Raw genomic sequence first — 12,782 nt, forward strand, 5'->3', positions numbered from 1 at the left:
GCGCCGCTTGGACGAGGCCGCGCGGCTTGGGACAGCACAAATACGATGCCAACGATTGTAACGCGGCCCTATCACCGCCATTGGAATTTACAACCGGGCGGACGAGGGGGTGCCACTTTATAATGGCGCCCATCACCCTCACCTAGCCTGCACGGCGGCGCTCCACCCCTCGTGCCGCGCACACTCAGAACGCATCATGGCAAAACACGCAAAAGTGCTGATCCTTGGCTCCGGCCCCGCCGGCTACACGGCCGCGATTTACGCTGCCCGGGCCAACCTGAACCCGGTGCTGGTCACCGGCCTGGCGCAGGGCGGCCAGCTCATGACCACCACCGACGTGGAAAACTGGCCCGCTGACAAGGAACACCTGCAGGGCCCCGAGTTGATGCAGCGCTTCCTGGAGCACGCTGAGCGTTTCAAGACCGAAGTGCTGTTCGACCACATCCACACCGCGCATCTGAAGGAAAAGCCGATCCGCCTGGTGGGCGATTCTGGCGAATACACCTGCGACGCGCTGATCGTCTCCACCGGCGCTTCGGCCCAATACCTGGGCCTGCCGTCGGAAGAAGCCTTTGCGGGCCGCGGCGTGTCTGCATGCGCCACGTGCGACGGCTTCTTCTACAAGGGCCAGGAAGTGGCCGTGGTGGGCGGCGGCAACACCGCCGTGGAAGAAGCGCTTTACCTGGCCAACATCGCCAGCAAGGTCACGCTCATCCACCGCCGCGACAAGTTCCGCGCCGAACCGATCCTGATCGACCGACTGCATGAGCAGGAGAAGAAAGGCAAGATCGAGATCAAGACCAACATGGTGCTCGATGAAATCCTGGGCGATGAATCCGGCGTGACGGGCGCCCGCCTGAAAGGCACGCACGAGAACGAAGGCAAGACCGAAGAGATCAAGCTGGCGGGCGTGTTCATCGCCATCGGCCACAAGCCGAACACCGACATCTTCCGCGGCCAGCTCGACATGAACGACACGGGCTATATCCGCACGAAGAGCGGCCTGGACGGCATGGCCACGGCCACCAACATCCCGGGCGTTTTCGCCGCCGGCGACGTGCAGGACCACATCTACCGCCAGGCCATCACCAGCGCCGGCACGGGATGCATGGCAGCACTGGACGCCCAGCGCTACCTGGAAAGCCTGGAATAAGCTGCACCGCCCCGGGTTTCCCGGGCGCAAACAACGCGGCCGATGGGTGACCATCGGCCGCGTTGCCATGTGCGGCACCTTCGTATAATCGACACACGCCCCACCCCGGTGTGCTCGCCTGCCTTCACCATGAAACGCGCCCCTTCCCCCGCCAACAAGCTCAGCCTGACCGATCTGGCCGGCCTGCGTGACCAGCTCAAGCATGAGACGCAAGCACGCGAAGCCGAACGCCAGCGCGCCGAAGCCGCCGCACGCAAGGCGGCCGAAGAAGCCAACGTGTTCCGTGCCAGCATCGGCGAGGTCAGCGCGCTGCGCCAGAACAAGCGCGTCGAACATCCGCGCAATCCGCCCGCGCCCGAACCCGTGCACTCGCGCGCCGAAGAGCAGACCGTGCTGCGCGATTCCCTGTCGGATGAATTCGACGTGGACAACTTACTCGAGACCGACGACACGCTGTCCTACCGGCGCCCCGGCATTGGCGACGACGTGCTCAAAAAGCTGCGCCGCGGCGAGTGGGCTACGCAAGACCAGATCGACCTGCACGGCATGCGCCGCGAAGAAGCCCGCGAGGCGCTGGCCGCCTTCCTGCGCCGTGCCGTGCAGCGTGGCATCCGCTGTGTGCGCGTGATCCACGGCAAGGGACTCGGCTCGCCCGACAAAACGCCGGTGCTCAAGGGCAAGGTACGCTCGTGGCTGGTGCAGAAGGAAGAGGTGATCGCCTTCGTCGAGCCGCGCAACACGGCGGGCGGCGCGGGCGCGGTGCTGGTGCTGCTGCGCCAGCCGTACGGCTCCTGACGCGCAGCCCTCCTTACACCTGCTCACAACAAGAACAACACGCACATGCACGTGACCCGCCTGCAGTTGGTGATGCACTGGGTGGAGATCCTCGCGGTCTTCTCGTTTGCCATCTCGGGACTGGCCGAAGCCAAACGGCGCCGGCTCGATGCCGTGGGCGCGTTCATCGTCGCGTTCCTGACCGCGTTTGGCGGCGGCACGCTGCGCGATCTACTGCTGGATCGGCGGCCCTTCTACTGGATCGAGCACGAGCAATACCTGCTCGCGCTGTTCGTGATGAGCCTGTTCGCCAACTGGGTGATCCGGCTGGTGAGCCAGCTGGTGTCCGATCGCGTGCTGATCGTGGCCGACGCCATCGGCATGGGGCTCTTTGGTGTGCTCGGCACGCAACTGGCGCTTGATGCGGGCGTGCCGATCTTTGTGTCGGTGATGATGGGCGTGATCACGGCGGCCTTTGGCGGCCTGCTGCGCGATGTGGTCTGCAATGAAGTCCCCATGCTGCTGCGGGACAATCACCCGTACGCAACGTGCGCGTTTCTCGGGTGCTTCCTCTACGTCGGGCTGACGCAGACGGACCTGCTGCCAAGCGTGTCCGTGGTGATCGCCACGCTGGCGATCGTGATCGGCCGGCTGGTGACGCTGCGCTGGAACATCACCCTGCCGCGTTGATCAGGCGCTGACCGGCGCGAGCGCGCCGGCCACGGGCAGCGGCTTCAGACCGCTGCTTCGTCCTTCTCACCGGTGCGGATGCGGATCACCTGCTCCACCGGCATCACGAAGATCTTGCCGTCGCCGATCTTGCCGGTCTTTGCTGCCTTGACGATCGTGTCGATCACGTTTTCGACCTGGCTTTCGGCCACCACCACCTCGATCTTGATCTTCGGCAAGAAGTCGACCACGTATTCCGCACCGCGATACAGCTCGGTGTGCCCCTTCTGGCGGCCGAAACCCTTGACCTCAGTGACGGTCAGGCCGGTCACCCCCACGTCGGCGAGCGACTCGCGCACTTCGTCCAGTTTGAAGGGCTTGATGATGGCGGTGATCTGTTTCATGGGTGTCTCGCTCACTAGTTGGTGAAGTATTCAAGCGTCCAATAATACTGGAGCCGGTTAATGCGCACATCCTGGGCGATGCCGGCCACCGTTTGCAGCAGCGTCGGATCGTCGGGAAAGTTCTTCAGCACATCATGTTCGCTGCCATCGCGCAAGGGGCGGCGCTGCCACGTGTTGCCATGTTGGTCGCTGTAGGCAATGGGCGTGCTGGAGCCAAACACATACAGGTTGTCGAACCACAGCACACGCACGCCGGGCCCCAGCGCGCGATGCAGCCGTTCGACGTGCTGGCGCAAATGCTGCAGCGGCACATGCGACCACCAGCAGCCCGCCGTCATCACGTCAAACGTGCCGGGCGCGAACGGCAGCGCATCGTTGTCCGCGCGCACAAACGACGCCCCGGCGATGCCTTTGCCACGCGCAACGCGCAGCACGGTGTCGTTGTAATCCGCGCAGACGATGCTGCGCGCATCGGTCATCGGCTCGGCCCAGAAACCGGTGCCGCACGCGAGATCCAGCACCCGCGCGCCGCGCGTCAGATCATGCACGCGCGCCTTCAACCGCGCCAAATCGCCCTGCCGCTCGGGCTTCGTATAGATGCGCTCATATTCAGGGGCGCGCTTGGCGTAGTAATCGAGCATGCCGGGGGCTTACTCTTTGAAGCGCGACGTAATCGGATACCGCCAGTCGCGCCCGAACGCCCGCGGCGTCACGCGGATGCCCACCGGCGCCTGACGCCGCTTGTATTCATTGATCTTGATGAGGCGCACGATCTTCTGCACGTCGGCCTCGGCAAACCCGGCCGCGATGATGTCGGCCACCGGCTGGTTCTGCTCCATGTAGCGCTGCACGATGGCGTCGAGCGCATCGTATTCGGGCAGGCTGTCCTGGTCGGTCTGGTTCTCGCGCAGCTCGGCCGATGGTGCGCGGGTCAAGATGCGCTCCGGAATCACCTCCGACAACGAATTGCGGTAGCGGCACAGTCGGTAGACCAGCGTCTTGAAGATATCCTTGATCACGGCAAAACCGCCGGCCATGTCGCCGTACAGCGTGCAGTAGCCGACCGCTATTTCACTCTTGTTGCCGGTCGTCAGCACGATCCGGCCGCTCTTGTTGGACAGTGCCATCAGCAGCGTGCCGCGAATGCGCGCCTGGATGTTCTCTTCCGTCGCATCTTCGGGCAGCCCGCGGAACTCCTCCGCCAAGGCACCCTTGAATGCGTCGAACATCGGGCTGATGGCGATTTCGTCGTACTGCACGCCCAGCCGGGCCGCCATGTCGCGCGCATCCACCCACGAGATATCTGCCGTGTAACGCGAGGGCATCATGACCGCGCGCACGCGATCCGCGCCCAGCGCGTCGACGGCAATCGCCAGCACCAACGCTGAATCGACGCCACCCGACAAGCCGATGATTGCGCCCGGGAAGCCATTCTTGCCGAGGTAGTCGCGCACGCCCAGCTTGAGCGCTTCGTATACCTGGGCTTCCAGCGGAGGCTCCGGGACGATCGTGCCCGGCAGCGCGCGTCCGCCGTCGAACTGCACGTAGCCCACGCCCTCGACAAACTGCCCCATCCGCAAGACGACGTTGCCTTCGGCATCGAGCACGAACGAGCCCCCGTCGAACACGAGTTCATCCTGCCCGCCGACGAGGTTTGCATACACATGCGGCAATCCCGATTCCTTCACACGGGCACCGATGATCCGCTCGCGCAGGTCTTCCTTGTCGAGGTGGTACGGCGAGGCGTTGGGGATCAACACAACCTGCGCGCCGGCGGCCTTGGCATAGGCCGTGGCCGTGGCGTACCAGGCGTCTTCGCAGATGATGACGCCGAAGCGCGTGCCGTCCACTTCGAACACAAAGGGCTCGGTGCCGGGCTGAAAGTAGCGCTTCTCGTCAAAGACCTCGTTGTTGGGCAGTTCAAGCTTGTCGTACCGGCCGACCACACGGCCGTCAAGGGCCACTGTGGCGCTATTGGTGGGCTTGGGCAGCACGCCGGGCGCTGGGGCTTCCAGCGAGAGTTGTGGGTGCCCGATCAGCACGTGCAAGCCCGGGAATGCCGCCAGCTCGGCGATGAGCGCATCGAGCGCGCGTGCGCTGGCGTCGATGAACGCCGGGCGCAGCAGCAGGTCTTCGGGCGGATAGCCCGTGAGCGACAGTTCCGGCGTGAGCAGGATGCGCGCACCAGCCTGGTGCGCTTCGCGCGCGGCGGCGACAATGCGGGCAGCATTGCCGGCGAAATCGCCGACGGTGCAGTTGATCTGGGCGAGAGCGACAGAGACGGTCATGGGGGCAATGTGGATTGCAAGCGCGGCATCCGAAGCTCGAATTAGAATCGGCGGCATGACCTCTCGCCCCCTTGCTCCCGAGCCTCAAGCGCGCGCTGGTTCGCGACACGAATTGACCGATTATCGCACGCGACTTGTGACCGATCTGCGTGACATCGGCCGCGATGCCTGGGATGCCCTGCTCGCCCTGCAGCCCGAGGCAACGCCTTTTCTGCGCTTCGATTTCCTGCACGCCCTGCATGCGAGCGGCAGCGCGTCGCCCGACACCGGCTGGTCGCCGCAATACCTGACACTGTGGCAAGACGGCCCCGACGGTGAAGTGCTCGCCGCCGCTGTGCCGCTGTATGTGAAAGGTCACTCCTATGGCGAGTACGTCTTCGACTGGGCCTGGGCCAATGCGTACGCGCAGCACGGGCTCGAGTACTACCCGAAATGGCTGTCGGCCATCCCTTTTACGCCGGTGCAGGGCGCGCGGCTGCTGGCGCGGGATGCGGCTGCGCGCGCAGCGCTGGTCGAAACGTTGCTGGCAGTTGCGCGCCAGAGCGCGTTGTCATCGCTGCATGTGCTGTTTCCCACTGCCGACGAAGCCGAGCAACTGCACGCCGCAGGCATGCTGCTGCGGCAAGGGGTGCAGTTCCACTGGTGCAATCCGGGCTTTGCAAGCTTCGACGATTTTCTGGGCGCGCTGGAACAGAAGAAGCGCAAAAATATCCGCGCCGAGCGCCGCCGCGTGCACGACGCCGGTATCACGTTCCGCCACGTGCCCGGCGCAGCCGCGACGGACGCGGACTGGCGCTTCTTCCACCGCTGCTATCGCACCACCTACCGCGAGCATCACTCGTCACCGTATCTAAACCTGGAGTTCTTCCGCCAGATCGGGCAGACGATGCCGGAAAACCTCCTGCTGGTGATTGCCTCGCGTGATGGCAATGACATCGCCAGCGCGCTGCTGGTGATCGACATGCGCCCCGAGGCGTCCGTCATGTACGGCCGCTACTGGGGCGCGATCGAGCATCACCCCTGCCTGCACTTTGAGACGGCGTATTACCAGCCGTTGACGTACTGCATCGCGCACGGCATCCGCACGTTCGAAGGCGGAGCGCAAGGCGAACACAAGATGGCGCGCGGCTTCGAGCCCGTGGCGACGCTGTCGGCACACTGGCTGGCGCACCCCGCATTTGCCGATGCCGTGGGCAGGTTCCTCGACCGCGAAACGGCCGGCATGGAAGCGTATCTGGACGAACTGACGGACCGCTCCCCGTTCAGGCAGCGGCCGGGATCGGATTAGCAGCGGGAAAACAGCGGAGGCGGGAAAGACAGCGTCCGCACGAACGGCGGACGCGAAGGTGCAGCTTAGTGCTCGGCAGGTTTCTGCTGGGCGATCACGCAGTGTGCGGCGTTCGAATCAACCGCCATGGAGGGAACAGCCATGGAGGGCGATGCGACGGCACGCTCGCCAGCGTGGGCTGCGTCCGGTGGCCCAACCAGCAGCGCCCACGCGGTGAATGCGGCCATGGCCACGGCGGAGAGCACGGGAACGACAACGGTCTTGTTCAACATCGCAGTACCGGGGGTTGGAGTCAAACTTGCCCGGGAGTCTAGAGGGGTCGTTTCCGGTGGGCAAATGAGCGTTTCTTAAATCTCTGTGTAGCAGAACTACCGGGCGGTAAGTATGCGCTATGCGTGAAAAATATCATGGAACGCATACAACGGGCCCACCCGGCCGCAGATGGCGCCCCGATGCGAGTCGACGAATCTCCGTGCGTTACATCGATGACGGCTTTGCAAAGAAAAAATCCCGGCACTCCATCCGGAGGCCGGGATTTGTCAGACATGCCGTACGGCAAAATCCTGAAACAGCTTACTTCTTATAGTTGGCAACGCCGTCGGCGATTTCCTTGTGGGCTTCTTCAATACCGCCCCAGCCTTCGACCTTGACCCACTTGCCGGCTTCCAGCGCCTTGTAGTGCTCGAAGAAGTGCTTGATCTGGTCCAGCAGGTTCTGGCCGATGTCCGACAGGTCGGTCACGTGGGCCGTCGCCGGGCTCAGCTTGTTGACAGGCACGGCAACCAGCTTGGCGTCCACACCGGATTCATCCGTCATCTTCAGCATGCCCAGGGCACGGCAGCGCACCACGCAACCGTGGATGAGCGGGAACGGCGTGACGACCAGCACGTCGACCGGGTCACCGTCGCCCGAGAGCGTCTGCGGGATGAAGCCGTAGTTGGCCGGGTAGCGCATGCCGGTGCCAACGAAGCGGTCTACGAACAGCAGGCCGGTTTCCTTGTCGGCTTCGTACTTGACCGGGTCGCTCTGCGCCGGGATCTCGATGATGACGTTGAAATCGTTGGGGATGTCCTTGCCCGGCGAGACGTTGTTGAAGCTCATGGAAATGCTCCGGAATGCGCGAAGTGCGTAAAAACGCGACGCAAATGGTTGGAAAGAAGCGTGAAAAACTGTCGGCGGGCATTATAGCCCCTCACACTCGGACGCTTGCCCTACCCCGGCCGCACCCGTGCGAAAATCGGGCGTTGCCGATCTTTTGCAGGAACCCCCCATGCATGCCCAGCACTTCATCGCCAACCGTCTGATGTCGCCCGATTCGGGGCTGCGCATCAAGGTGTTCGATCCGTCCGACGGCCAATCCTTTGCCGAGATTGCGCGCGGCAACGCCACCGACATCAACGTGGCAGTGCATGCCGCGCGGCGGGCGTTCGAAGGCGTGTGGGGTCAACTGGCGCCGGCCGAGCGCGGCCGTGTGCTGATGCGCGTAGCCCTGCGCCTGGCCGATCACGAGGAAGAACTCGCCCGCCTGGAAGCCCGCGACACCGGCAAGCCCATGCGCCAGGCGCGCGCCGATGCCCGCGCCGTCGCCCGCTACTTCGAGTTCTACGCCGGCGCCGCCGACAAGCTCCACGGGCAGACCATCCCCTACCCGGCCGATACCACCGTGCTGACCGTGCGCGAGCCGCATGGCGTGACCGCGCACATCATCCCGTGGAATTACCCGATGCAGATCTTCGGGCGCAGCGTGGGCGCCGCATTGGCGGCCGGCAACGCGTGCGTGGTCAAGCCGGCGGAAGACGCGTGCCTGTCGGTCCTGCGCGTGGCGGAGCTGGCCGCCGAGGCCGGCCTGCCCGATGGCGCACTCAACATCGTGACCGGCTATGGCCACGAAGCCGGCGCGGCTCTGGCGGCGCACCCCGGGATCAACCATGTGTCGTTCACGGGGTCGCCGGAAACGGGCAAGGCCATTGTGCGAGCGGCCGCCGAAAACCACGTGCCCGTCACGCTGGAACTGGGCGGCAAATCTCCGCAGATCGTGTTTGCCGATGCCGATCTGGAAGCGGCCATTCCGGCCGTGGTGAACGGCATCATCCAGAACGCCGGCCAGACCTGCTCTGCAGGCAGCCGCGTACTGATCGAGCGCAGCATCTACGAGGCAATGCTGGACCGGCTCGCCATGGTGTTCGAATCGATCAGGGTCGGCCCGTCGTCGCTGGATCTGGATTGCGGCCCGCTCATCAACCCCAAGCAGCAGCAGCGCGTGTGGGATTTCGTCTCGGATGCGCAGCACGCCAACATTCCGGTGATGGCGCAGGGCCAGGTGGTGCCTGAGGCGCCCGAGACCGGCTATTACCAGGCGCCAATGCTGCTGCGGGATGTACCCCACACGCACCGCCTCGCCCAGCAGGAAGTGTTCGGTCCGCTGCTGGCCGCCATGCCGTTCGACACCGAAGCCGAAGCGCTGGCCCTGGCCAACGGCACACCGTACGGCCTGGTGGCCGGCGTATGGACAAACGACGGTGGCCGCCAGATGCGCCTTGCGCGCAAGCTCAGGGCCGGCCAGGTCTTCATCAACAATTACGGCGCGGGCGGCGGCGTTGAACTGCCCTTCGGCGGAACGGGCCACTCGGGGCACGGGCGCGAAAAGGGCTTCGAAGCGCTCTACGGCTTTACCACGCTCAAGACCATCGCCATCCGCCACGGCTAAGGCACAACGCAACATTCCACCCACAACACGAGGAGACACCATGCGGCTTGCCGGCAAGATTGCCATCGTCACGGGCGCGGGTTCAGGCTTTGGCGAGGGTATCGCCAACACCTTTGCCCGCGAAGGCGCACGCGTCGTCGTCAACGACTTGAATGCGGAGGCCGGTGAGCGTGTAGCCAGCGCCATTCGCGTGGCCGGCGGCGATGCGCATTTCGTGCAGGCTGACGTCTCCAATGGCGATTCCGTCGCCAAGCTGCTGGGCGCCACGCTGGCGCGCTATGGCGATCTGCACATCGTCGTGAACAATGCCGGCACCACGCATAAGAACAAGCCGTTGCTGCAGATCACCGAAGACGAGTTCGACCGCGTGATGGCTGTCAACGTGAAGAGCATTTACTGGACGGCACATCACATCGTCCCGCACTTCCGGGAGCGCGGCGGCGGCGTGTTCGTCAATGTGGCGTCCACCGCTGGCATCCGGCCGCGGCCCGGGCTCGTCTGGTACAACGCCAGCAAGGGCGCCGTCATCACAGCCAGCAAGGCGATGGCGGCCGAGCTGGGCCCCGACAAGATCCGCGTGAACTGCGTGAACCCGGTAATGGGTGCCACGGGCCTCATTGAGCAGTTCATGGGCGTACCCGACACCCCCGAGAACCGCGCGCGCTTCCTGGCGACGATCCCGATGGGGCGGCTCTCCACGCCGCAGGATGTGGCCAACGCATGCCTGTACTTGGCGTCGGACGAAGCCGAGTTCATTACCGGCGCGTGCCTGGAGGTGGACGGCGGGCGCTGCGTATAAACCCTGCCGGCGGGCGTCTTGGCGCGCCCGTCCGAGAAGCGCAGAATGCTGTGGCGGTTTTCCAGGCCGAGGTAGGTAACGAGGAGCACTCGGCCTGAACTCACAATAACTCTGGAGACCCGATGGCCACCACCACCCCACCCACCTCACCGGTCGGCGGCGCAGGCACGCTGCCACCCCAGTCCGCAAGTGCATTTGAAGAAGCCACCTACCGCAAAGTGACGTGGCGCCTGGTTCCGTTCCTGCTGCTGTGCTACGTGGTCGCGTATCTCGATCGCGTCAACGTGGGCTTTGCCAAGCTGCAGATGCTCAACGACCTCAAGTTCAGCGAGACCATCTACGGGCTCGGCGCCGGCATCTTCTTCATCGGTTACTTCCTCTTTGAAGTGCCGAGCAACGTGATCCTGCACCGCGTGGGCGCACGCATCTGGATCGCGCGGATCATGATCTCGTGGGGCATCATCTCGGCGGCCATGATGTTCGTGACCACGCCGGCCATGTTCTACGTGATGCGCTTCCTGCTGGGGCTGGCAGAAGCCGGCTTCTTCCCGGGGATCATCCTGTACCTCACGTATTGGTATCCGGCGCAGCGGCGCGGGCGCACCACCACCTTCTTCATGACGGCAATTGCGCTGTCGGGCGTGATCGGCGGCCCCATCTCGGGCTGGGCGATGAAGGCGTTTGCCGGCGTCTACGGCCTGGCCGGCTGGCAGTGGATGTTCCTGATCGAAGGCATTCCGTCGATCATCGTCGGCATCGTCGTGCTGGCGTATCTGGACGACCGCATCAGCCACGCGAAGTGGCTGACTGACGAAGAGAAGGCGCTGCTCGCGCGCAACATCGCCGCGGAAGACGCCGAGAAGGAAGACCCGCCCATCCGCACCGTCATGGCCAGCCCGCGCGTATGGCTGATGAGCCTGATCTACTTCACCTTCGTGATGGGCCTGTATGGCGTGAGCTTCTGGCTGCCGACGCTGATCAAGCAGACCGGCGTGGCCGATCCGTTCTCGGTCGGCCTGCTGACGGCGATTCCGTACGGCGCAGCAGTCGTCGCGATGGTCCTGGTGGCACGCAGCGCCGATCGCCTGCGCGAGCGCCGCTGGCACATCGCGATTCCCGCAGTGGTGGGCGCGGTCGGGCTCGTACTGTCAGCCGTCTGGCACACCGACACCATGCTGGCCATGGCCGCACTCACGCTCGGCACCATGGGCATCCTGACCACGTTACCGCTGTTCTGGAGCCTGCCGACTGCGTTCCTGGCCGGCACCGGTGCCGCCGCCGGCATTGCGCTCATCAATTCGCTGGGCAACCTCGCGGGCTTCCTGAGCCCCTACGCCGTCGGCTGGCTGAAAGACGCCACGCAGAGCACCGATTCGGGCATGTACATGCTGGCCACGTCGATGGTGCTGGGTGCGATCCTCACGCTTTCCGTACCAGCACGGATGGTGAACAAATAGGCGCCGTCACCAGCAAGAAAAAAGGCCGGGATGATCCCGGTCTTTTCTCATTTCACGGCAAGCAATGCGCTTTGCCGATAGTGGCGCTGGGCGTCTTCCATGCGCTCCGTCTGCTCGAACATCTGTGCAAGCGCCAGATGCGCATGGGCGCGCAGGCTGCCGGAGTGATCGGCATCGGCATATTTCAGTGCCGACTCCAGGTTCGACTGCGCCTTGCCCCAGAGCTGCTCCTTGAAGCACAGCATGCCAAGCGTGTAGAACAGTTCGGCATCCACCGGATGCTGGGCGAGCCATTTCTCTGCTTGCTGGATCAGCGGCAGCGCCTTGCCCGGCACTGCGCAATCGGCATAGCGGCGGATCAGGCGGCCATCCCAATGGGTCTTCAGGCCCTCTTCGACGATGCGCTTGGCATCATCGGTGCGACCGAGTTGCGCGAAGTACAGCGCCGCCTGCGAAGCGATGCGCGGCGAACGGCGTTCTTCCGTGGTCAACTCGCGCCAGAAGCCGTTCAGGGCATCGGCATCGTGGCGGCGCTCGGCCAGCAGCGTTTCACAGGCCATCTGCTTGAGTCGTGCGGCCAGCACGGAATGGATGGCGTTGCGCTTTTCCAGTGCACGCGTCAGGCGCAGCACCTCGCTCCAGTTCTTCAGATGCTGGTGAGCACGCAAGGCAATGCGTTGCGCCTGAATCTGCCGCGCCCCCTGCGATTGCAGTTGCGCGATCTTCTCGAGCGCGCCTTCCGCATCGCGAGCGTCAACCAGCAGTTCGGCCATCGACACAAGCTTCGCCTGCTCACGATCGGGCGAGGACACTTCGGCCATCCACGCGTCGCGGCGCTCGGTCTCCTGCATGCGGTGCGCGGCACGGGCACCGATCAGCGCGGCCGTCTCGCGCTGAGGCTCCCACGCCTGGGCTTCTCGCGCCTGGCGCTCCGCATGGCCGAAGCGGCCGGCAAACAGGCTTTCCATTGCTTCACGCAGCGCCGCCGATGCCTTCAGGATGCGGTTGCGCTCGCGATACGCCGCTGCACGCGCCGGCATACCCGCCACATGGTGGAAAAGGCGCATCACGAGATGCAGCACCACGAACGTCGCCAGCAGCGCAGCCAGCACGAAGTTGAGCGACATCTCCACCCGGTACGGCGGGTAGAACAGCACGACGTTGCTCAGATTGAGTTCGGTAAACAGCGCCAGCCCCACGGCGGCGGCAAACAGGAGCGCGACCCAGAATACCCAGCGCATGC

At 64.6% G+C, this 12,782-nt stretch carries 13 protein-coding genes; 7 read left to right on the forward strand and 6 right to left on the reverse strand.

Annotated elements, in window-relative coordinates:
• Nucleotides 1-196 precede the first annotated feature (196 nt).
• The 3 genes from trxB to BEK68_RS10495 all read left to right on the forward strand — a co-directional run bounded on the left by trxB (nt 197) and on the right by BEK68_RS10495 (nt 2,617).
• Nucleotides 197-1,153, forward strand: coding sequence for a thioredoxin-disulfide reductase (gene trxB / locus BEK68_RS10485; protein WP_004631290.1), 957 nt, complete (start codon nt 197-199; stop codon nt 1,151-1,153).
• 129 nt (nt 1,154-1,282) lie between these two features.
• Entirely contained in the window at nt 1,283-1,948 is a 666-nt protein-coding gene (locus BEK68_RS10490) for a Smr/MutS family protein (protein ID WP_004631291.1), read from the forward strand.
• A 45-nt stretch (nt 1,949-1,993) separates the two neighbouring features.
• Nucleotides 1,994-2,617: a trimeric intracellular cation channel family protein gene (locus tag BEK68_RS10495; RefSeq protein WP_004631292.1), complete on the forward strand. Its 624-nt coding sequence runs from the start codon at nt 1,994-1,996 to the stop codon at nt 2,615-2,617.
• 44 nt (nt 2,618-2,661) lie between these two features.
• Here the strand turns inward: BEK68_RS10495 and BEK68_RS10500 are convergent, their stop codons facing one another.
• Genes BEK68_RS10500 through BEK68_RS10510 form a run of 3 tightly spaced genes read right to left on the reverse strand, consistent with a single transcriptional unit; the run spans nt 2,662 to nt 5,288 of the window.
• The gene (locus BEK68_RS10500; RefSeq protein ID WP_004631293.1) at nt 2,662-3,000 is read right to left on the reverse strand and encodes a P-II family nitrogen regulator; all 339 of its coding nucleotides are present in this window, start codon (nt 2,998-3,000) and stop codon (nt 2,662-2,664) included.
• 14 nt (nt 3,001-3,014) lie between these two features.
• The gene (locus BEK68_RS10505) at nt 3,015-3,641 is read right to left on the reverse strand and encodes a class I SAM-dependent methyltransferase (RefSeq protein ID WP_004631294.1); all 627 of its coding nucleotides are present in this window, start codon (nt 3,639-3,641) and stop codon (nt 3,015-3,017) included.
• A gap of 9 nt (nt 3,642-3,650) precedes the next feature.
• A complete protein-coding gene (locus BEK68_RS10510; RefSeq protein WP_009241239.1) occupies nt 3,651-5,288 on the reverse strand; it encodes an NAD+ synthase in 1,638 nt (545 codons plus the stop codon).
• 55 nt (nt 5,289-5,343) lie between these two features.
• Here BEK68_RS10510 and BEK68_RS10515 point away from each other — a divergent pair, with 55 nt between their 5' ends.
• Nucleotides 5,344-6,576, forward strand: coding sequence for a GNAT family N-acetyltransferase (locus tag BEK68_RS10515; protein WP_009241240.1), 1,233 nt, complete (start codon nt 5,344-5,346; stop codon nt 6,574-6,576).
• Between the two features lie 65 nt (nt 6,577-6,641).
• On the opposite strand, the gene BEK68_RS10520 is transcribed toward BEK68_RS10515, so the two are convergent.
• Together BEK68_RS10520 and ppa are read right to left on the reverse strand one after the other, a co-directional pair.
• Nucleotides 6,642-6,848 carry a hypothetical protein gene (locus BEK68_RS10520; RefSeq protein ID WP_009277435.1) on the reverse strand — a complete coding sequence of 69 codons (207 nt, stop codon included), beginning with the start codon at nt 6,846-6,848 and terminating at the stop codon, nt 6,642-6,644.
• A 301-nt stretch (nt 6,849-7,149) separates the two neighbouring features.
• A complete protein-coding gene (gene ppa, locus BEK68_RS10525; RefSeq protein ID WP_009241241.1) occupies nt 7,150-7,677 on the reverse strand; it encodes an inorganic diphosphatase in 528 nt (175 codons plus the stop codon).
• A gap of 169 nt (nt 7,678-7,846) precedes the next feature.
• Here ppa and BEK68_RS10530 point away from each other — a divergent pair, with 169 nt between their 5' ends.
• The 3 genes from BEK68_RS10530 (at nt 7,847) to BEK68_RS10540 (ending at nt 11,539) form a co-directional block, all read left to right on the forward strand.
• Nucleotides 7,847-9,283, forward strand: a complete 1,437-nt coding sequence (locus BEK68_RS10530) for an aldehyde dehydrogenase family protein (protein WP_009241242.1) — start codon at nt 7,847-7,849, stop codon at nt 9,281-9,283.
• A gap of 40 nt (nt 9,284-9,323) precedes the next feature.
• The gene (locus tag BEK68_RS10535; RefSeq protein WP_004636373.1) at nt 9,324-10,082 is read left to right on the forward strand and encodes an SDR family oxidoreductase; all 759 of its coding nucleotides are present in this window, start codon (nt 9,324-9,326) and stop codon (nt 10,080-10,082) included.
• 122 nt (nt 10,083-10,204) lie between these two features.
• Nucleotides 10,205-11,539 carry an MFS transporter gene (locus BEK68_RS10540; RefSeq protein ID WP_009241243.1) on the forward strand — a complete coding sequence of 445 codons (1,335 nt, stop codon included), beginning with the start codon at nt 10,205-10,207 and terminating at the stop codon, nt 11,537-11,539.
• Nucleotides 11,540-11,586: 47 nt separating this feature from the next.
• Here the strand turns inward: BEK68_RS10540 and BEK68_RS10545 are convergent, their stop codons facing one another.
• Nucleotides 11,587-12,780 (reverse strand): heme biosynthesis protein HemY, encoded by a 1,194-nt coding sequence (locus tag BEK68_RS10545; RefSeq protein WP_009241244.1) that lies wholly within the window; start codon nt 12,778-12,780, stop codon nt 11,587-11,589.
• Between the last annotated feature and the right edge of the window lie 2 nt (nt 12,781-12,782).

This window comes from Ralstonia pickettii, assembly GCF_001699815.1.
Taxonomy (GTDB): Bacteria; Pseudomonadota; Gammaproteobacteria; order Burkholderiales; family Burkholderiaceae; genus Ralstonia; species Ralstonia thomasii.